General features: G+C 48.1%; 23 protein-coding genes. All 23 read left to right on the top strand.

The window, feature by feature from the left end:
- The coding region (locus PMI05_RS13145) for an NADH-quinone oxidoreductase subunit C (protein WP_007722099.1) at nt 1-807 on the top strand (807 nt) is incomplete at its 5' end.
- 3 nt (nt 808-810) lie between these two features.
- Nucleotides 811-1,959, top strand: a complete 1,149-nt coding sequence (locus PMI05_RS13140) for an NADH-quinone oxidoreductase subunit D (RefSeq protein ID WP_007722098.1) — start codon at nt 811-813, stop codon at nt 1,957-1,959.
- A complete protein-coding gene (nuoH, locus tag PMI05_RS13135; RefSeq protein WP_193375262.1) occupies nt 1,956-2,966 on the top strand; it encodes an NADH-quinone oxidoreductase subunit NuoH in 1,011 nt (336 codons plus the stop codon). Before PMI05_RS13140 ends, nuoH begins: the two co-directional genes overlap by 4 nt.
- Before the next feature lie 135 nt (nt 2,967-3,101).
- Complete coding sequence (gene nuoI / locus PMI05_RS13130) at nt 3,102-3,515, top strand: NADH-quinone oxidoreductase subunit NuoI (protein WP_007722093.1); 414 nt, start codon at nt 3,102-3,104, stop codon at nt 3,513-3,515.
- Between the two features lies 1 nt (nt 3,516).
- A complete protein-coding gene (locus tag PMI05_RS13125) occupies nt 3,517-4,026 on the top strand; it encodes an NADH-quinone oxidoreductase subunit J (protein WP_007722091.1) in 510 nt (169 codons plus the stop codon).
- Entirely contained in the window at nt 4,023-4,334 is a 312-nt protein-coding gene (gene nuoK / locus PMI05_RS13120) for an NADH-quinone oxidoreductase subunit NuoK (protein WP_007722089.1), read from the top strand. The genes PMI05_RS13125 and nuoK overlap by 4 nt, the downstream gene beginning before the upstream one ends.
- Before the next feature lie 27 nt (nt 4,335-4,361).
- Nucleotides 4,362-6,275, top strand: coding sequence for an NADH-quinone oxidoreductase subunit L (gene nuoL / locus PMI05_RS13115; RefSeq protein ID WP_007722087.1), 1,914 nt, complete (start codon nt 4,362-4,364; stop codon nt 6,273-6,275).
- Nucleotides 6,268-7,800 carry a NuoM family protein gene (locus PMI05_RS13110; protein ID WP_007722085.1) on the top strand — a complete coding sequence of 511 codons (1,533 nt, stop codon included), beginning with the start codon at nt 6,268-6,270 and terminating at the stop codon, nt 7,798-7,800. The genes nuoL and PMI05_RS13110 overlap by 8 nt, the downstream gene beginning before the upstream one ends.
- Nucleotides 7,801-7,803: 3 nt before the next feature.
- The gene (nuoN, locus tag PMI05_RS13105; RefSeq protein ID WP_007722083.1) at nt 7,804-9,336 is read left to right on the top strand and encodes an NADH-quinone oxidoreductase subunit NuoN; all 1,533 of its coding nucleotides are present in this window, start codon (nt 7,804-7,806) and stop codon (nt 9,334-9,336) included.
- Nucleotides 9,337-9,440: 104 nt separating this feature from the next.
- On the top strand, nt 9,441-9,671 hold the full coding sequence (locus tag PMI05_RS13100; protein ID WP_007722081.1) for a DUF1146 family protein: 231 nt from the start codon (nt 9,441-9,443) through the stop codon (nt 9,669-9,671).
- A gap of 97 nt (nt 9,672-9,768) precedes the next feature.
- Nucleotides 9,769-10,512, top strand: coding sequence for a YwmB family TATA-box binding protein (locus PMI05_RS13095; RefSeq protein ID WP_007722079.1), 744 nt, complete (start codon nt 9,769-9,771; stop codon nt 10,510-10,512).
- A gap of 18 nt (nt 10,513-10,530) precedes the next feature.
- Nucleotides 10,531-11,856 (top strand): UDP-N-acetylglucosamine 1-carboxyvinyltransferase, encoded by a 1,326-nt coding sequence (gene murA, locus PMI05_RS13090; RefSeq protein ID WP_007722077.1) that lies wholly within the window; start codon nt 10,531-10,533, stop codon nt 11,854-11,856.
- Between the two features lie 172 nt (nt 11,857-12,028).
- Nucleotides 12,029-13,045: a stage II sporulation protein D gene (gene spoIID / locus PMI05_RS13085; RefSeq protein WP_007722076.1), complete on the top strand. Its 1,017-nt coding sequence runs from the start codon at nt 12,029-12,031 to the stop codon at nt 13,043-13,045.
- 87 nt (nt 13,046-13,132) lie between these two features.
- Complete coding sequence (locus tag PMI05_RS13080; RefSeq protein ID WP_039960727.1) at nt 13,133-13,867, top strand: M23 family metallopeptidase; 735 nt, start codon at nt 13,133-13,135, stop codon at nt 13,865-13,867.
- Nucleotides 13,868-14,047: 180 nt separating this feature from the next.
- Complete coding sequence (gene spoIIID / locus PMI05_RS13075) at nt 14,048-14,332, top strand: sporulation transcriptional regulator SpoIIID (RefSeq protein WP_003388385.1); 285 nt, start codon at nt 14,048-14,050, stop codon at nt 14,330-14,332.
- Between the two features lie 81 nt (nt 14,333-14,413).
- On the top strand, nt 14,414-15,430 hold the full coding sequence (locus PMI05_RS13070; protein ID WP_007722070.1) for a rod shape-determining protein: 1,017 nt from the start codon (nt 14,414-14,416) through the stop codon (nt 15,428-15,430).
- Between the two features lie 7 nt (nt 15,431-15,437).
- Entirely contained in the window at nt 15,438-16,433 is a 996-nt protein-coding gene (locus tag PMI05_RS13065) for a flagellar hook-basal body protein (RefSeq protein WP_007722068.1), read from the top strand.
- Between the two features lie 15 nt (nt 16,434-16,448).
- Entirely contained in the window at nt 16,449-17,285 is an 837-nt protein-coding gene (locus PMI05_RS13060) for a flagellar hook-basal body protein (protein ID WP_007722065.1), read from the top strand.
- Nucleotides 17,286-17,319: 34 nt separating this feature from the next.
- Nucleotides 17,320-17,574: a DNA-directed RNA polymerase subunit beta gene (locus PMI05_RS13055; RefSeq protein ID WP_007722063.1), complete on the top strand. Its 255-nt coding sequence runs from the start codon at nt 17,320-17,322 to the stop codon at nt 17,572-17,574.
- A 130-nt stretch (nt 17,575-17,704) separates the two neighbouring features.
- On the top strand, nt 17,705-18,226 hold the full coding sequence (locus PMI05_RS13050; RefSeq protein ID WP_039960720.1) for a CDP-alcohol phosphatidyltransferase family protein: 522 nt from the start codon (nt 17,705-17,707) through the stop codon (nt 18,224-18,226).
- 164 nt (nt 18,227-18,390) lie between these two features.
- The gene (gene fabZ, locus PMI05_RS13045; RefSeq protein WP_007722061.1) at nt 18,391-18,849 is read left to right on the top strand and encodes a 3-hydroxyacyl-ACP dehydratase FabZ; all 459 of its coding nucleotides are present in this window, start codon (nt 18,391-18,393) and stop codon (nt 18,847-18,849) included.
- 113 nt (nt 18,850-18,962) lie between these two features.
- On the top strand, nt 18,963-19,700 hold the full coding sequence (locus PMI05_RS13040) for a WecB/TagA/CpsF family glycosyltransferase (protein WP_007722060.1): 738 nt from the start codon (nt 18,963-18,965) through the stop codon (nt 19,698-19,700).
- Between the two features lie 27 nt (nt 19,701-19,727).
- Nucleotides 19,728-20,828, top strand: a complete 1,101-nt coding sequence (locus PMI05_RS13035) for a glycosyltransferase family 4 protein (protein WP_007722059.1) — start codon at nt 19,728-19,730, stop codon at nt 20,826-20,828.
- Nucleotides 20,829-20,880 lie beyond the last annotated feature (52 nt).

Genomic DNA, 20,880 nt, shown 5'->3' with positions numbered 1-20,880 from the left:
GCTGCCGCAGAAGCACTAGCCAAGGCAAAAGCAGCGAAGGAAGCAAAAGAAGCCACGGAAAATGGAGCCGATACAGCTGATTCAGCTCCAGATGCGGATGCCAAGGCGAAGGCCGCAGCTGCCGCAAAAGCCAAGGCTGCCGCAGCGGCCGCTGCTAAGGCAAAAGCTGCACGTGAAGCAGGCGGCGATGAATCCGGTGATGACGACGCCAAGGCAAAGGCTGCCGCTGCCGCAAAAGCCAAAGCAGCCGCCGCAGCAGCAGCGAAGGCAAAAGCAGCGCAAGCGACTGGGGATGAGACCCCGGCAGAGGAAGCGCCGAAAGCACCTTCCAAAAACCAGCCCTATCTTGATAAATACGTGTCACGAATTTCCGAAGCATTTGGACAGGAAGTCATCGAGGCTTCGTATATTAACGAGCTGGGAAAGGCAGTACCGACTCTCACCATTCAAAACGAGCGTTGGCATCAAGTTGCCCAATTTTTAAGAGATGATGAGCAATTAAGCTTTGAGTATCTGTCCGATCTTCACGGTGTCGATTACGAGGATCGCCTGGAGGTATACTACCACTTTTATTCCTACAAAAATCGCCAAAGCCTGGCAGTAAAGGTCAAAACGAGCAGAGAAGAGTCAAATGTTGCTTCTGTAATGGACCTCTGGCATGGCGCAAATTGGAATGAAAGAGAGACTTTTGACCTTTTGGGTATTCATTTCCCGGGACATAAGGATTTACGTCGAATCCTGTTGCCGGATGATTGGATAGGATATCCGCTGCGCAAAGATTATGTGCAATACGACGAGGAGGTTTAGCAGATGAACCATAACATCCTCACGACTCATGTTGATACCTCTTCTGAAACAGGACTTCGTACGGAAGAGATGTTATTAAACGTAGGTCCACAGCATCCGAGTACACACGGGGTATTTCGCTTGGTAGTAAAAATCGATGGGGAAACCATTAAAGAAGCGATTCCGGTGATGGGTTATCTGCATCGAGGTACAGAGAAGCTGGCTGAAAACTTGACCTATACACAAATTATTCCTTATACAGACCGTATGGACTACGTGTCCGCCATGACCAACAACTACGTTCTCTGTCACGCAGTAGAAACGATGATGGGGTTGGAGATTCCAGAACGAGCTCAGTTTCTACGATTGATCGCAATGGAACTGAACCGGGTGGCGAGCCATTTGGTTTGGTGGGGAACGTTTCTTTTGGACATTGGTGCGATGGGGCCCTTCCTGTATGCATTCCGTGATCGGGAGACGATCTTGGATTTGTTTAATGAGCTATGCGGGGCGCGGATGACCTTTAACTACATGCGCGTAGGCGGAGTGAAATGGGATGCACCTCCAGGCTGGACAGACAAAGCCAAAGAATTTGTCCAATATATGAAGAAGGAATTGAATAACTACCATCAGCTGGTGACGGGTAACGAGATTTTTATCCACCGTCTCAATGGAATCGGCAAGTTCGATACAAAAACTGCGTTGGATTACTCGCTATCTGGCGTGATGCTCCGCTCGACAGGTGTCAAGTGGGACCTGCGCAAAGACGAACCGTATTGCATTTACGATCGTTTTGAATTTGATGTACCGACAGCGACTGAGGGAGATTGCATGGCGCGCTATCATCTGCGCATGGCTGAAATTGAACAATCTCTGCGAATTCTTGAGCAGGCATTGGAGCAATTTCCGAGTGAAGGTGAAGTCATGGGCAAAGTACCACGTGTGATTCGCCCGCCTGCTGGGGAGACATATGTGCGCATTGAGTCACCGCGGGGAGAAATTGGTTGTTACATTGCCAGTCAAGGTAAGGATAAACCGTGGAGATTGAAGTTCAGACGGCCTTCGTTTACCAATCTGCAAATTCTGCCTAAGCTGTTAGAGGGGGAAAACCTCTCGAACATGGTTGCCATCCTGGGCAGTATCGACATCGTGCTCGGGGAGGTTGACTGTTGATGAATACTCTCCTGCAGCAAGCACCCTCATGGGGGACCACGCTTTGGTTTATCGTAGCGGCAGTTTTACTGCTCGCAGTCGTGTTGGGATTCGTTACGTACGCCATTTACTTTGAGCGTAAAGTGATTGGGTGGATGCAGCTGCGCATCGGGCCGAATCGAGTAGGACCATTGGGACTTCTCCAGACGGTTGCGGATGTTGCCAAGCTGCTATTAAAGGAAGATATTCGCCCGCAGCACGCTGACAAAGCGTTGTTCACTTTAGCACCGATATTGGCCTATGCCCCTGCTTTTGCCGTATTGGCGGTCATGCCTTTTTCGGATAGCATTCGGTTCGCTGATCTGGGAATAGGGCTGTTGTACTATATCGCCTTGTCTGGGATCACCGTACTAGGCGTGATCACGGCTGGCTGGGCCTCGAATAACAAGTATTCGCTGATCGGGGGTCTCCGCTCCGCTGCGCAGATGATCAGCTATGAAGTACCGCTGGTCATGTCCGTGGTGGGTATCGTTCTATTGACGGGCAGCATGAATCTCAAAGATATTGTCAACGCGCAGCAGGATGTCTGGAATATTGTTCCGCAGTTTATCGGATTTGTTGTATTTATCATTGCTGCCCAGGCAGAGCTGAATCGTACGCCGTTTGACTTGCCAGAAGCAGAGTCGGAGCTCGTTGGTGGTTACCACGTCGAGTACTCCGGTTTCCGTTTTGCGATGTTCATGTTGGCGGAGTATGTGTATATGTTCGGGATGGGTGCCTTGATCACGATTCTCTTTTTTGGTGGATGGTTGCCGATTCATCCATCACTGGACTTCATTCCGGGAATCGTCTGGTTTATCCTTAAATTTTCAGTTTACGTCTTCCTCCAGTTTTGGATTCGCGCCACGATGCCGCGCTTACGTGTCGATCAATTGATGTCGTTTGCCTGGAAAGTGCTGTTGCCCGTGGCATTGTTCAACATCCTGCTCACAGCCGTAGTGGTGTCTTACCAAAATGGCATGTTCTAGTAGCGACTTGATCGAAAACGACTACGTCCCACTGTTTTCATAGCGCAGGCTTCGCCATAGGCTTGCTTCGCCAAAAGCTAGCTTTCGTCAAAAACGTGGTGCAGCCAAGTTCTCAAATCCTGAGGGGTGACACACATGCTAGGACTGGCCAAAGGCCTGGGGTATACATTTAAAAAGCTCACGGAGAAAAAGGTAACCCACTTCTATCCGGATGTGCCCTTTCCAATGCCGCCTCGCTTTCGCGGTATTCAGCACTTTTCTCCTGAAAAATGCATCGTCTGTAACCAATGCGCACGCATCTGTCCGACAGAGTGTATTCAACTGACAGGGAAGCCCCATCCTGATCCGGAGAAAAAGGGAAAGATTATCGATACGTACGATATCAATTTTGAGCTGTGCATTTTATGCGATTTGTGTACAGAGGTTTGTCCCACTGAAGCGATTGTGATGACAAACAACTTCGAACTGGCTGCCTATAGCCGGGACGAATTGTACAAGAACTTGAAATGGCTCGACGACAACAATACGAACGTCAGGGAGGAGAATTAGTATGACAGGTGAATTCGTTGCCTTTTTTATCCTGTCTCTCCTGACGATCGGCGGCGCGGTGTTTATGATCAGCTTTACTCGCGTCGTCCACATGGTCATCTCATTGGGCGTTACGTTTATCAGCATTGCAGGTCTGTTTGTTTTGCTGGGAGCGGATTTCGTCGGGGTCGCACAAATTCTGGTTTATTCAGGGGCCATCTCCATTCTGATGCTCTTTGGAATCATGCTGACCAAGCACGATGCGAACGATGAGGGAACAGGCCGGACATGGAAAAACCGTTTTATCCTGCTCTTCGTAATCGTTCTGTTCGGATTATTATTCTGGGGTGTGCAAAATACACCGTGGCCTGCGCCACCGCCACCTGCAGAGGCTCCTGTAGATAATGCAAAAGAAATCGGTATCGAAGTATTCACCAAATTCGTCATACCATTTGAGCTATTGTCTGTTCTGTTGTTGGTCGCGTTGGTCGGTGCGATCATCATGGCGAAAAAGGAGGGGGATAACGAATGACAGTAAGTATTTCCTCCTACTTAATGGTTGCTTTGATTCTCTTTTGTGTAGGCTTGTACGGCGCATTGACGAAGCGAAATGCAGTCGTCGTCTTGTTATCAATCGAGCTGATGCTGAATGCTGTGAATATTAACCTGGTCGCCTTTTCCAAATTCGGACTGTATCCATCTGTGACGGGACAAATCTTTACCTTGTTCACGATGACGGTTGCAGCTGCCGAGGTTGCCGTAGGGTTAGCGATTCTGATTGCGCTGTACCGCAACAAGGAGACCGTGAATGTAGATGAAATGGACCAAATGAAACGATAAGAGGGAAACCTGAAAAGGAGGACAAAGATGGATACTCTAATGCACTATGCCTGGCTGATCCCTCTGTTTCCGCTTCTTGCTTTCATCGTGATCGTCTCATTTGGTCGCCAATTGAAAGAAGGAGCGGCCATAGTGGGCATTACCCTGACGGCTGTTTCTTTTGGAATCGCAGTGCTCATCTTCTGGGAGAGATTCCAGGGTGGGGGAACCGATTACAATTATGTGATAGATTGGCTGCATATCGGCGATATTGTGATCAACATGGGATTCGAAGTGAATCCGCTGAATGCCATGATGCTCGTCATTGTGACATTGGTCAGTCTGTTGGTCCAAATCTACTCCAAAGGCTACATGCATGGGGATGAACGCTTTCCGGTGTTTTATCAATACCTGGCGCTGTTCACGTTCTCTATGCTGGGATTAGTCATCTCGCCAAATTTGTTGCAAGTATATATTTTCTGGGAGCTGGTCGGGGTATGCTCCTTCCTGCTCGTTGGCTACTACTACTTCAAGACAGAGGCAAAAGCGGCTGCCAAAAAGGCTTTTATCGTTACCCGTATCGGGGATCTTGGTCTGTTCATCGGGATATGTCTGTTGTTCTGGTGGACCGGAAGTTTCGAGTATGGGGCGATTTTTGAGAGCATCGCACTCGGACGACTGGAACCATGGATGATTACGCTCGCGGCCATCCTCATTTTCGTTGGGGCTATGGGAAAATCGGGTCAATTTCCGCTTCATACGTGGTTGCCTGATGCCATGGAAGGTCCAACACCTGTGTCTGCATTAATTCACGCGGCAACGATGGTTGCGGCTGGTGTTTATTTGGTCGCTGCTACCTATCCGCTGTTTATCGCATCCGATACGGCTTTGACAGTTGTGGCGTATGTAGGAGGATTCACCGCCATATTTGCAGCTTCGATCGGTCTGACCCAACGAGATATCAAGCGTGTCTTGGCTTATTCCACAGTCAGTCAGCTCGGGTACATGATGATGGCATTGGGGGTAGCTGGTGCTGCTGGTTATGTAGCAGGTTCCTTCCATTTGATGACGCACGCGTTTTTCAAAGCATTGCTCTTCCTTGGAGCAGGTAGTGTCATCCATGCCGTACATACGCAAGATGTATTCGAAATGGGTGGCCTGTGGAAAAAGATGCCGATCACCGCTTTGACTTTCTTGATCGGTTGCTTGGCGATTGCGGGGATCTTTCCGTTCGCTGGTTTCTGGTCGAAAGAAGCGATCCTGGGGGCTGTTTACGGAGCGCATCGCTACGATTTGTTATTCATCGCGCTGCTAGCAGCATTCTTTACCGCATTCTATATGTTCCGTCTGTTCTTCCTGACATTCGCAGGGAAGGCACGTGGCAAGCACGAAGCGCACGAATCTCCAGGAGTCATGACAGGTCCGCTCTTGGTCTTGGCATTGCTTGCGGTTGTCGCAGGCTTTGTGAATACACCGTACGCGCCATTACTCTCTGATTGGTTGTTGTCAACGAACACAGGGACGGCAATCACGAGTATTTTTGGGGAAGGCAGTGAGCACGCGGCAGCTTGGTTGCAGATTGTGGCTCTGTTGATCTCGATTCTCGGAGTCGTGCTGGCTTACCTGATGTACGGCAAGAAATCAATCTCCTCGGACACGATTCCAAAAGCAATGCCGTGGCTCTATCAGCTCTCATACAAGAAGTACTACATCGATGAGCTGTATCACAACGTCATTGTTCGTCCACTAGGCTGGCTTGGATTTGTCCTGGATGTATTTGATAAGTATATTGTGGATGGTTTGGTTGGATTGACAGCAAAAATCACCCAAGGAATCGGATCTTTGCACGCAAGAGTACAAAGTGGGCAGATTCAGTCCTATGGGGCAATGCTCATATTCGGTCTGTTACTCTTGATCATCGCCATCAGTTTGACGGCCAAGGGAGGTGGACTCTTTGGGTAATATCCTTTTGTCATCACTGGTGTTCTCTCCGCTGCTGGCGATTCTCGTCATGGCTTTTATCCCCAGTCGACATGCAGGTGTGATCAAGCAGGTCGGGATTTTTGGAACGTTGCCGGCACTTATCTTGGCAGGTTGGATGTTCGGCATGTTTGATTACGAGACAGCCAATCTGCAGTTCGTAGAAAAGCACAATTGGATTTCTATTCCGATTGGAATGGCTCAGGCAGGCACCGTCTTTGCTTTTGAGATCAACTATGAACTCGGTGTAGATGGTATTTCGATGCCATTGATTTTGCTGACGGCGATTATCGGTACCCTCGCAGCAATTGCTTCGTGGCAGATCAAGAAGAGGCAGAAGGAGTATTTTATCCTGTTTCACCTGCTGTTGATCGGTATGTTGGGAGTTTTTGCTGCAGACAATCTGTTTTTGTTCTTCATTTTCTTCGAGCTGACACTCGTACCGATGTACTTCCTCGTCGGGATTTGGGGATATGGGGAGCGCGAACAAGCGGCGAACAAATTTCTTTTGTATAACGGAATCGGTTCAGGGATCATGCTGCTAGCTTTCATCGTTATCTTTGTCATCATGCGGACGCTCAATATGGATGAAATCACGGCGATTCTGACGACACCAGGGCATCCGATAACCGAAATCCTTACGCCGGAAATGCGTTTTGGCATCTTCCTAGCGCTATTTATCGCTTTTGCGATCAAACTGCCAGTATTTCCGTTCCACACGTGGATGCTACGCGTGCACGTACAGGCTCCACCTTCTATCGTCATGATCCACTCCGGAATTTTGCTGAAGATGGGGGCGTACGGTCTTTTGCGGATGGGAATCGGCTTCTTCCCAGAGCAGGCCTATGATTTCTCTACGTGGATGGCAGTTTTGGGGATTATCAACATTTTGTATGGAGCTGTACTGGCTTTCGTACAAAAGGATTTAAAAATGGTGCTGGCTTACTCCAGTATCAGCCATATGGGTATCGTCTTGCTTGGTTTCGCTTCGATGAACACGATCGGGTTTCAGGGAGCGATGTTCCAAGTGGTATCCCACGGCTTTATCTCAGCACTGCTCTTCTTCTTGATTGGTGTCATTTGGGATCGGACGCAGACATCGATGCTCGACGATTTGGGCGGTTTAGCCAAGTCCATGCCGTTTGTTAGCGGCGTGTTGTTGGCAGGCGGGATGGCTTCACTCGGACTTCCGGGCATGTCCGGATTCATTAGTGAGTTCTTTGCCTTCCTCGGTCTGTTTGGTCGTTTGCCAGTAATGGCAGCAGTGGGAGCGATCGGGATTGTCCTCACCGCGGTTTATTTACTCAGAGCGATCTTGAAAACGACTTTTGGCCCTACTCCAGGTAGATGTTCAGGACTTGCTGATGCACAGCCGATGGAAGTCATTCCGATGGTAGTCCTATTGGGATGTATTATTCTCATCGGGGTTTATCCGGCAGTTCTGGGGAATCCGATGCAGCAGGCGCTGAAAACGATCGTACCTATCGTAACGGGAATAGGAGGGTAATCCATGGAAGTTAAAGATATTTTCTCATATGACTGGAGCTACCTTCTGCCCGAGTTTATCATTCTTGGCTTTGCTACCTTTTTATCACTGCTGGATCTTTTTGCGGGCAAGCGCCTTGGCAAGCAGGTCATCGGTTGGCTATCCTTCCTGGCAACGGTCATAGCGGCGATCTTTGTGATCATCAATATGAATGCTCTCGATAAGCCATACAGCTACATGATCGACATGATCCGAATCGATGATTACGGCAATGCGTTCAAGCTGATTTTCCTGGCAGGGACAGCTTTTGCCATTCTCATCTCGCTGTCCTATCTGAAATCAGGGGAAATCCAGCACAGAGGCGAGTATTACTATTTGCTGCTGACCGGGCTTCTCGGGGCTATGGTCATGGCTTCGTCGGCTGACTTGATTACCTTGTTTGTGGGACTGGAGCTATTGTCTCTCTCGTCCTATGTATTGGTCGGATTGCGAAAAAAATCGCAGCTTTCCAACGAGTCGGCGTTCAAATACGTCGTTTCGGGAAGTATTGCCACGGCAGTGCTCCTGTTTGGGATGTCGTACGTATACGGACTCACGGGAACCACACATATTTATGAAATCTCATTCCGATTGGCAGAAGCGGGAATGGCGGGCTATCAGTTCCTCGTCTATACGGCGTTTGCGTTTCTTGCAGTAGGTCTAGCATTCAAAATATCCGCAGCGCCTAACCACATGTGGGCGCCAGATGTGTATCAGGGTGCTCCTACCCCAGTCACTGCTTTCCTGGCAGTTGTGTCAAAAGCAGCAGGGTTCGCGCTGATCTTTCGAGTGATGATGATCTCGTTTTTTAACGTTTCCGATGGAACGGGATCAGGACGGTTCTTTTTCGAAGAGGGAAGCCTCTATCTGGGATTGATGGCTGCCGCCTCGATGATTATCGGGAACACGATGGCGCTCAGGCAGACAAACGTCAAGCGTATGATGGCTTACTCAGGTATTGCGCAAGCGGGCTATTTGCTCGTGCCGTTTGTACCGCCGACCTCTCTCTTTTTCAGCGAAGTGATCTTTTATCTGTTCGGTTACTTGATCGTCAGCTTTGGTGCTTTCGCTGTGATTATGGTTGTATCTCGTGAGCAAGAGACAGAGGATTTGAAAGGATTCGCCGGATTGTATCATCGCTCACCACTGATGGCGATTGCGATGAGCATCTTCCTCTTGTCCTTGGCAGGTATCCCGATTACGGTTGGTTTCTTCGGGAAGTTCTATCTGTTCATGGGTACATTAGTGGTAGAAAACTACTGGCTGGCGGCGATTATGATCATCACCAGCGTCATTTCCTACTACTACTACTTTGGGATTATTCGTCAGATGTACATGCGTCCTGGGACAACCGAAGCACCTATGGTTGTACCAAAAGGCATTTGGATGTTTATTCTCATCATGGCAATTGCTACTGTCTTCTTCGGTGCTTTCCCTGGTCTGGTCACCGACTATATCCAGATTCATTTCAATCCGTCCTTTGATTTTGGGAACATGCTCGCTCCCAGCTCTCAGTGATACTCGTAACTGAATAGCACTTCAGGTACAATAGAAGGGATGGCTCGTGATCGGGCCGTCCCTTTTTCTATGATTCTTGGAAGGGTAATGAGGAGGTAACGAACATGCCACAAGAAGTATATGGCTTGTTGAGTATCATTTTATCGATTGCGTTTATTGGGCTCGCTTGGTGGGCGTTGCAATCCTTTCGCTTTGATAAGATTTTGAAAAAACCAAATGGTGCTCAGGCGAAGCTGTTGCAAATTTTTCTTTCCATTGTGATTGGATATGAAGTGTCCCGCTTTTTCCTTGATTACTTGGGCTGGTCCCTGACATTCGGGAATTTGTTCAACTAAATACCCAAAGACGACGATTCGCTGGTATATCCACCCAGCTACATGTACAAAATGAGAAGTACAAAGAGATACATGTAAGCATAGGGAGAGGATATCAATGGGGAAATGGTCTGGTTGGTGCGTGCTGGCTCTATTGCTCGTGATGGGGGCCGTGTATTGGATGCCTGCACAAGCAAAGGAAGAAAAGCCGGTTGTGACAGAAATGATGAAAGTACTAGAAGAAACGGGCGCAACGGGTGTATCGGTTCAGGTACGTATGCGTACGGCAATGGGAGAAGGCCTGCGTCCTGAACAAGTAAAAGAGTTGGCGACGAAATGGGCACAACAACTTGAGATTCCATTTTCCCCAAGCGAACAATCGCGCAAACACAACATACTCGCATATAGGACTACATACACACAAAACGGCGTGGAACTGAGCTACGAGGTGACAGGAGTACCTAAAAATGGAGCATTTTCTGTATATCTAGTACTTCAGTTATCTGGAAACCGTGATAACCTACTATATATTGGACAAGTACAGGAAACCTTCACGAATGCCCTGCAAAGCGCCGACTTTATTCCGCAAATTAGCACTTGTATTCGCGGATTGTACAATGTTAAGATGGGTGTTGACCAACAGGAGGGTAAAATATTGTCGATTTTTGGTACTCTCCAGGCGACAGAATTAGAACGTTTGCAAGATGATACGGTTGTCAGCATTTCAGGGTATACCCCTATGTGGGAATCATTCATCGCGTTAAACGGTCAAAAGATGAATCTACAGGTGGCTACGCATCGTGACAGCCATTCTGGAACATGGATTACGGTAGGTACACCAATCATCACTGTGGAATATTAGCACGCGGAGGGGTACACATTGGATAAAATTATTGTCCGTGGTGGTAAGGCATTGGCTGGAAATGTAAAAGTATCTGGCGCCAAAAATGCCGTACTCCCTATTATTGCAGCATCTATCTTGGCAGAAGAAGGGACTTGCGTCATCTCAGATGTACCAGGCCTCGACGATGTCCGGACGATATGCGACCTCTTGAAATCGATGGGAATCTCCCTTACATATGATCATGAAGTGCTGACGATCGATGCTTCCAAGCTTACGAGTGTAGAAGCGTCCTATGAACTGGTCCGCAAAATGCGCGCATCGTTCCTCGTGATGGGGCCGCTTTTAGCCAGAAAAGGACAAGCTCGTGTCGCTCTTCCGGGTGGTTGTGCCATTGGTACGCGCCCGATCGACCAGCACCTAAAAGGGTTTGAGGCTATGGGAGCCAAAATCGAAATCGGACAAGGGTTTATTGAAGCGACGGTAGAAGGACGATTGAAGGGTGCGAAAATCTACCTGGATATTGCTAGCGTCGGTGCAACAGAAAATATTATGATGGCCGCTGCTTTGGCAGAGGGAACCACATTGATCGAAAATGCGGCAGAAGAGCCAGAGATCGTTGATTTGGCGAACTTCCTGAACAGAATGGGAGCAAAAATCCGCGGTGCGGGTACAGGTTCGATCCGCATCGAAGGCGTGGAAAAGATGAAGGGCTGCACACATTGTGTCATTCCTGACCGTGTTGAAGCAGGAACTTTCATGGTTGCTGCAGCGATTACTGGCGGGGATGTCTTTGTGGAAGGTGCGATTTGCGATCATCTCAAATCCGTGACCGCCAAGCTTCGTGAAATGGGCGTGGACATTGAGGAGCAAGAAAACGGTATTCGTGTACGCCGCACAGGCGCACTGAAAGCAGTTGACCTCAAAACGTTGCCATACCCTGGCTTCCCGACGGATATGCAGTCGCAAATGATGGCGCTTTTGCTTGTTTCAGAAGGAACGAGCATTGTGACCGAAACGGTATTTGAGAACCGCTTCATGCACGTGGAAGAGTTCCGTCGCATGAATGCGAACATCAAGATCGAAGGCCGCAGTGCTATCGTCGAAGGCGGTTCCAAGCTGACAGGTAGCAAGGTAGCAGCAACTGACTTGCGTGCGGGTGCAGCACTTGTACTGGCTGGGCTCGTATCTGAGGGAGAGACTGAGGTTTCTGCCCTGCACCATATTGACCGTGGCTACGTGAACTTTACGGAAAAGCTGCTGGCTTTGGGAGCAGATGTAGAACGCGTGGTTCCAGAAGAAAAGGCTCGTGAAAAATCAGTTTCCGAAACCATCAAAGTAAGCTTCTCTCCTAATTTTGCTTGATAAATGCGTCAACCATATGGCAAAACGAAAGATTCTCTGCGTATGCAGAGGGTCTTTTTTTCGTTCTCTCGACTCTCTCATTCTCTCGTTCTACCGCTCTGTTGCAGAACATAGACTTTAGTAGGTTATTCAGACTTTTCGTGTCTAGTACGTAACGGGGAGGATCTCTTGCATGAAACGCTATCTACTCATGTGGTTTATCGCTTTGCCGATCTTGCTCGTCCTGATGCCTGCTGCTCTGGTCTTTTGGTTTTCACCAGAAATAGGCTCTGTCAGCCAGCAAACGGTGGCCGTCTCGGAGCCTGCCATACCGGCGATGAAGGAATCGGCTTCCTCTCTGCCAGTAAAGGTGTACCGTACAGAAAAAAAGGCCGTGGAAACATTGCCGCTAGAAGCGTATATTACCGGGGTCGTAGCGGCGGAAATGCCAGCTGAGTTCGAGCTGGAGGCATTAAAAGCACAGGCGTTGGCGGCCAGGACCTATATCGTGCGCCGAGTAAAAGAGGGCAAGTTTGATGATGTGCCATCAGGCGGTCAGGTTTTGGATACGGTCCAGCATCAAGTCTATATGGATGAGCAGCAGCGGCGTGAGCGTTGGGGAGACCAATACGAATGGAAAAACAAACGCATCCAGCAAGCAGTTATGGCAACGGCAGGGGTTATCCTGACCTACCAGAACGAGCCCATTGACGCGACGTTTTTTTCCACCAGTAATGGTTTTACAGAGAACTCGGATGAATATTGGGAAAAGCCCATTCCTTATTTGAAGAGCGTTGCGAGCCCTTGGGATATTCAATCTCCTCGCTATGAGGAAACGGTCGTCATGTCCACTGTGGAGCTAGAAAAGAATTTGGGCGTCAAGCTCACACAGGAGGCTTCTACTAATGGTTCCTGGTATCGGATCGAATCGCGTACAACCGGAAATCGGGTAGGAACCATCAGTGTTGGTGGCAAGGAATTTACAGGAAGAGAGTTTCGTGAAAAGCTCAATTTGAATTCTTCTTCCTTTACATTGGACTTGCGCGGCACTCAGGTTTTCATTACGACCAAAGGGTACGGTCATGGTGTCGGCATGAGCCAGTGGGGAGCAAATGGAATGGCCAAAAACGGCAAAAGCGCAGAGCAAATCGTCAAGCACTTCTATCAAGGAATAAGTCTGCAAGAGTATACAAGAGTGATCCCGGCTTAAAAGAAAAGCAAATTTTTACTTTTCCCTACTCTCTCAGGTTTATACGCCAAAATTCTGGCGATACTGAGGGATGAGGTGATGAATAAAATGGAAGATCAAAAAAATCAAAATCAACCGATTCCATTCAAGAAGGCAAGTTCTTGGAAAAAAGTTTTGGGCAAGAAATGGGCGTTTCCTGCAATCTACATCGGCACCGCAGCAATCATTCTCGCTTTTGTGATGTGGTATCAGGGCAATGTCATGGACACGGTTTCCAAAATGACGAATGGCGGAGATGGCGTGGCAGTGACAACTCCTGCAGCTCCTGAGACGACTACACCGCAAAACGAAGAAGCGGTACCTGCTACAAGTGGCGTACAACCACTCGCTTGGCCAGTAGGAAAAGGCGTGCAGTACAATGTGGGCATGAACTACTACGATGAGAAAGCTTCCAAGGAGAATCAGCAAAAAGCATTGGTGAGCTTTGACAACACCTTCTACCCGCACACAGGTATTGACCTCGTATCCACGGATGGCAAGGGCTTTGATGTCATCGCAGCTCTTGCGGGAAAAGTAGTAAAAGTGGTGAACGATCCACTTGTCGGCAACGAGATTGAGATTGAGCACGCAGACAAAATGATTACGGTATATCAAAGTCTGGAAAGCGTAACAGTCAAACCGGGCGATGAAGTGACACAAGGTCAAGTAATCGGGTCTGCTGGGCGTAATACCTTTGAAAAAGACGCTGGCGCACATCTTCACTTTGAAGTTCGCATCGATAACAAGCCTGTCAATCCAGAGCAATACTTGATTCAGGCTGATACGGAAGTAAAAAATCAATAACCAATGAATTTAGAAAAACACCTGCAAAATACAACAATTGCGGGTGTTTTTTTGCGTGTGGTACAAACTGTTGAAAAAAGATGCGGCCGTGCTGGCTTGTCAGGCTTGGAAACGTAGAATATGTGTCCCTACGCACCCATATATTGTATCAGACAATGTAGATACAAGGAGGCGAGTAATGTGCACGACTACATCAAAGAGCGGACCATCAAAATCGGCCGATATATTGTAGAGACAAGAAATACGGTTCGGATGATCGCTAAAGAGTTCGGTGTTTCGAAAAGTACTGTGCACAAGGACTTGACTGAGCGGCTGCCTGAGATAAATCCAGAGTTGGCGAACCAGGTTAAGGAAATTTTGGAATATCACAAAGCCATCAGACATCTTCGGGGAGGCGAAGCGACCAAAATCAAGTACAAACGTCGTAGTAAAAAAGTACGAGTAGAACAGGAGGAGAGTGTGTAAGAAAGAATTTCCTTGTCCTCTCACGTAGAAGAGCCTATGATATTAGGTAGAAATGTAACTGGTAATCAGGGAGGACCTTTCATGTTTGGCAAAGATATCGGAATCGACTTGGGCACGGCCAATGTCTTGGTTTTTGTAAAAGGCAAGGGAATTGTCCTAGACGAACCATCTGTCGTGGCAATAGATAGTAAAACCAGAAAAGTTTTGGCTGTGGGAAATGAAGCCTATCGCATGGTAGGCCGCACCCCAGGAAATATCGTAGCGATCCGACCTTTGCGAGAAGGGGTTATCGCTGATTTTGAAATCACTGAGGCCATGCTGAAGCACTTTTTGAACAAAATTGGTGGAAAGAGCATGTTTGCCCGACCGCGCATTTTGATTTGCTGCCCGACCAACATCACGTCTGTTGAGCAAAAAGCAATTCGTGAAGCAGCTGAGCGCAGCGGTGGAGCAAGAGAAGTATTTATCGAAGAAGAACCGAAAGTAGCCGCAGTTGGGGCAGGTATGGACATTTTTCAGCCGTCCGGTAATATGGTAGTGGATATCGGTGGGGGAACGACCGATGTAGCGGTATTGTCGATGGGCGATATTGTCACGTCTTCCTCCATTAAAATAGCAGGCGATACATTCGATGTGGCTATTATGCGTTACATAAAAAATAAATACAAATTGCTGATTGGAGAGCGTACGGCTGAAGATATCAAGGTTCAGATTGGAACCGTATCCGGCGGACGCCAGGACGAAATGGACATTCGTGGTCGAGACATGGTAAGCGGCTTGCCGCAAACAATTACCATTTGCTCCACTGAAGTCCAGGAAGCCCTGGCTGAGTCGGTGAGTGCGATTGTACAAGCCTCAAAATCTGTTTTAGAACGAACACCTCCGGAGCTTTCTGCCGATATAATTGATAAGGGTGTTTTCCTGACCGGTGGCGGCGCATTATTGCACGGTATTGACGAGATTCTGGCAGAGGAGCTGAAGGTTCCTGTGCTGGTAGCGGAAGAGCCAATGATGTGCGTTGCAAAAGGAACAGGAATGATGCTGGACTATTTGGACAAGATGCCGGCTCACTCGAATAAGCGATTATTCAGGGGGTAAGATTTAAGTGATCAGAGGCTTGTATACGTCTGCATCTGGCATGCTAGCATTGCAGAACAGGCAAGAATCGCTGGCGAACAATTTAGCAAATATCAATACACCCGGGTTCAAACAGGACGTGGGTGTCATGCGTGCATTTCCGGAGCAATTGCTCTCCCGCATGAATGATCATGAAGGACTGGATGTTCCGGGCGTCCCTACTATGCCTGGACAACCTGCCATTATTGGTCGTTTGCACACAGGTGTATACATGTCGGAGGCGCTACCGAATTTTGCGCAGGGGGATATTGAAGAGACACGCAATCCGTATGATATTGCGTTGATGGACAATATTCAGCCAGATCAGAATGGCAATGAGCGGCGGTTGTTTTACAGTGTGGCACGGATTGAACAAGCAAATTTGGCTCAGCCAGCACAGCAAGAGGATATCCGCTATACAAGAAATGGTAACTGGAGTGTGAATTCAGATGGTTACTTGGTGACAGCGGAAGGGTATTATGTGCTGGATAGTTCTAATCAGGCAATTCGTATCAATGATCCCGCACTTGGTGCCAATGGTACCAATGTCGGTCAAAACCTGAAAATTACCGAGCGTGGCGAATTGATGCAAGTTACCATTGATCCAATTACAAAAGCAGAACAGTATACGGCGCTTCCTACTCATGCTAGATTGGGACTCGCAGTGGTAACTGATCCGCTAAAGCTTGTACGCGAAGGAACGAATGTTTTCCGATTTGAAGGCGACATAGCGGTGGAAGGGATTGATTTGGCAGAAGCCAACGATCTGGCTGCTATAGCAGCAGGTACATACACTACCCCTATGGTCGAAGGACGCTTCGGTACACAACAGGGCTGGCGTGAACGCTCGAATGTAGACCCAGCTCAAACCATGACGAGTATGATGAGTGTGCTTCGCGCCTATGAAGCGAACCAACGGGTGATTACCACGATTGACGGTACGTTGGACAAGGCTGCTAATGAAATTGGTCGGGTTAATGGATAATAGGAGGTAGGAAGGATGCAGTCGCTTAATATTTCCACATCAGCTATGCGCGGTATTCAGCAAGCGTTGGACAATACAGCCAACAACCTGTCGAACATTGATACGATTGGGTACAAGCGCAGGGTCGCATCGTTTTCCGAGCTTCTCACAGACTCAATGAATGAGCAGCCGGCAGCGGACAACCAAAATCGTAATACACCAGTGGGGATAAGAGTCGGTAGTGGAGCGCATCTTGCCATGACCAAGCTGGATCTCGGTCAAGGCAGTCTCAAGCAGACAGATGTGCCAACAGATGTTTTGATTGAAGGAGATGGCTATTTTTTGGTCACTCGTAAAATCAAAGATGCGAATAACATCACCGTGGATGAAGAAAGTCGCTTTACGCGTAATGGCTCCTTTAAGGTCAGTTATGATGACGATGAGGATGGATACGTATTGCACACCAGTTCAGGTCATATATTGACAGATGAGGACGGTAAGAATATCGTATTGCAAGAGCCGGTAAGAAACATTGAGATTTCTCCAAACGGTACTATGAATGCTGATGGTTTGCTGGTCCCGGTAAAAATTGGTGTATGGAATGTAGATAACCCTGATCAGCTAAAACAAGTCGGTGAGAATCTGTTTGATGCCGAATTGGTTTTCATGGCAGGAGGACCAAAAAATAAATACACCAGTTCTTATGATAATGGTGTAACATTGCGCCAAGGTGCTCTCGAATCATCCAACGTCAGCATGACAGAAGAAATGTCCCAACTGGTGAACATTCAGCGTGCGTATCAATTGAACTCACGCGCAATCGGCATCAGTGATCAAATGATGGGCATTGCTAACCAACTGAGAAGCAGATAGCCCATATAATTTCAACATGACGGAGGAGAGGAGCATGGAACAAGGGAAGAGCAAACGTTTCCCGCGTCAGACCGAAGAAGTTAAGTCAAAAGGAAAAGAGCGGGAACGGAGCGGCAAGAATTGGCGGCTGAGAGTTGCCAAGATGGTGCTGGTCCCACTCCTGCTGTTTTTCTCACTGGTCATTGGTTTGATGATCGGATACGGTGGAGTTGGCAAGAAGCCAATGTCTGATGTATTCGATCTAGGAACCTACAAACATATGTGGGATTTAATGTTTGAAGATACGTAAAAACCTTGCTGGACAAGCCCGAACCTATGGTTGGGGCTCCTTTTTTTTCGAGGACTTGTTGTGGTGTTTGTCCACAGAGTATAATAGGTCGAGTGGTTGAAAAAGGAAGTGACGATTTGAATACGGAGGGATGTCCGTGAATCTTCCTAATTTGCTTACGATCTTTCGCATCGTGCTCATCCCTTTGTACCTGTATGTCTTTTTTTCGGAGTTTCCGTATCATGTTGAAATCGCTTTAGGCATTTTGATTTTGGCGGGAGTGACCGATATTGCGGACGGGTACATCGCGCGGAAGCATAAGCTTGTGACCACCATCGGAATGATGTTAGATCCTCTGGCAGATAAATTAATGATGCTGGCGGTCATCGCCTCATTATTTTTGACGGATCGAATCAGTATATGGGCTGCCCTGTTTTTCTTTGTGCGCGATCTGGCAATGATAGTAGCAGGAGCTGTTTACCACTTCCGCGGAAAAAAAACCGTCCCGGCAAACGCCTACGGCAAGCTGACAACCGTTCTTTTGTATGTGGTCATTCCGCTGGTAATGTATCGCTATGAGTACAGTGAAGCGATACTTTGGTCGGTTATAGCGTTCTCTTTTATTGTGAGCGCGATTTATCTGGCAAAGGCTCGACTATTGAACCGCGTGTAAGGTTGAAAAAGAGCACTTCCCACTCCTTGGGGAGGAAGTGCCCCTTTTATCTTAACCCCGCTTGTCCGTTCAACTGGGGCGGGAGTTATGTATATTGTTTCTTTGGTCAAAGGGTATTCATGCATAGACAAGTCTAGTTAAGTATGGAAATGGAGCGATACATAATGGAAATCAAAGCGCCGTTGGATATTATGCAAATTCAGGAAATCATCCCGCATCGTTACCCGTTTTTGCTGATAGACAAAATTGAAGAGCTGGAGTTAGGAAAAAAAGCGGTTGGAATTAAAAATGTCACGGTAAATGAACCGTTTTTCCAAGGCCATTTTCCTGGTTATCCAGTCATGCCTGGTGTCCTTATTGTGGAAGCGTTGGCACAGGTTGGGGCAGTAGCGATGCTCAGCATGGAGGAACATCAAGGAAAAATCGGACTGTTTGCAGGTATTGATGAATTCCGTTTCAAGGATCAGGTGAAGCCAGGAGACACACTGGTACTTGAGGTTGAGCTTACTCGAGTACGTGGAACCGTCGGCAAAGGGCATGGAAAAGCACTGGTAAATGGGAAAGTAGTAGCAGAGGGTGGATTAATGTTTGCCCTGACGGCAGGAAATAAGGCACATTCATGATCATCTTGAATGTGCCTTTCTTTTCGGGTAGAATGGCTAATGGGCAACTCCATGCATGAATAAGGTAGTTTAATTAAATATTCATTTAATAACAAGCACTTGAAGGTGAAGAAATGACCAAACAGGTCGCAACCATATTAGATGTGCCATTTACGACTCGCGGCTTCCGTGAGACTGTCGATCATATAACAGAGCGTATACAAAGCGGTCAAAAGACCCACGTGGTGACCGCCAATCCGGAGATCGTCATGGTAGCGAGAGAGAATCGCGCTTTCCGTTCTATTGTAGAACAAGCCTATGTCGTTCCAGATGGAATTGGAATCGTGTACGCTGCTAAATGGACGAATCAGCCGATTTATGAGCGCGTTACCGGTGTGGAGCTTCTGGAAGCGCTCATGGCGAAAGCCGATCAGCATCAGTGGGGCGTTTATTTACTCGGCGCCAAGCCGGATGTTATTCATTTGGCAAAAGACAAACTGAATGCTCGTTATCCGAACGCCCGAATCGTCGGATGTCGGGATGGCTATTTTCGCCCAGAAGAAGAAACTCAAATTGTACAAGAAATTGCCGAAGCGAAACCGCAGCTCCTGTTCGTCGCACTGGGTGCGCCCAGACAAGATGAATGGATGGCAAGGTATCGCGATCAGTTAAATGCCTCCCTGATGATGGGGGTAGGCGGAAGCTTTGACGTCATTTCCGGGAAAGTGAAGCGCGCTCCCGAGATCTGGCAAAAATTGCATTTGGAATGGTTTTATCGACTTGCTTCCGAGCCTTCTCGCTGGAAGCGTCAACTGGCTATTCCACGGTTTGTTCTAACCGTACTGAAAGAAAAATGGAGTAGCCGTTCCTAGATGCATCTGTAGAGAGGAGAACAGTCGATGTCTACACTAATCCTCGGATTTCTGACTTCGCTGATCATATCGTTTATTGCAACACCGTATGTAAAAAACCTGGCTGTAAAAGTAGGAGCAGTGGATGCCCCGAATCAGCGCAAGGTACACACGCGAATCATGCCACGCATGGGTGGCTTGGCTATTTATATCGGTTATCTGGTTGCATTCTTCCTATTCGTCCCGTATACAAACATATCGGAAATGCTGGGAATTTTCATCGGAAGCACGATCGTTATGGTCGTCGGCATGCTCGATGACAAATATCAGCTCTCGCCGAAGTGGAAGCTGCTCGGACAGCTAGTCGCAACAGCGATTGTCGTCATTCCTTTTGGCTTGAAGATCGGCGTCGTAAATCTGCCGTATAGCGGAAGCATTGATTTCAGCAGTGGTTGGCTTTTCTGGCTCGCGATTCCAATCACGATGTTTTGGATTGTCGGGGTAACGAATGCGGTGAACCTGATTGACGGTCTCGATGGCCTGTCGGCAGGTGTGTCAGCGATTGCCGCAGGGACAATGGGTGTCATGGCCTTGTTGATGGACGATTATAAGGTAGCGACCTACTGTTTCGTGCTCCTCGGAGCGATCCTGGGCTTTCTCTACTTTAACTTTCATCCGGCTCGCCTGTTCATGGGCGACACCGGTTCGCTTTTCTTGGGCTTCAACCTAGCTGCTCTGTCGATCATGGGCTTTAAAGAAGCGTTGTTCGTTTCCTTTATCATCCCAATCGTCGTGCTGGGTGTACCGCTCTGGGATACGTTCTTCGCCATTGTGCGCCGTATCGTGAACAAAAAGCCGATTTCGAGCCCAGATAAGGGGCATTTGCATCACTGTTTGCTGAACATGGGTCTGTCGCACCGCTCGACTGTACTCACGATTTACTCGATCAGCATTTTCTTCGGGACGATGGCGATCCTGCTGACGAAGACGACGAAGTGGACTACGATTCTTGTCATGGTCGCGTTGTTGATCGTCATCCATCTCGGAACGGAGATCGTTGGACTCGTTAGCCGGCGTCACCGTCCACTGATTAACGCTTACAGACGAATCAAAATTAAACAGACCGATCAACAGCGTCGGACGAACTAGAAATAAACAGAACCCTAGCATCCTTTTGGTGCTAGGGCTTTTTTTCGCCAAT

Origin of the sequence: Brevibacillus sp. BC25 (genome assembly GCF_000282075.1) — a bacterium.
Taxonomy (GTDB): Bacteria; Bacillota; Bacilli; order Brevibacillales; family Brevibacillaceae; genus Brevibacillus.
Note: the sequence above shows the minus strand (reverse complement) of the source record. Positions and strands in the feature narration are given on the sequence as shown.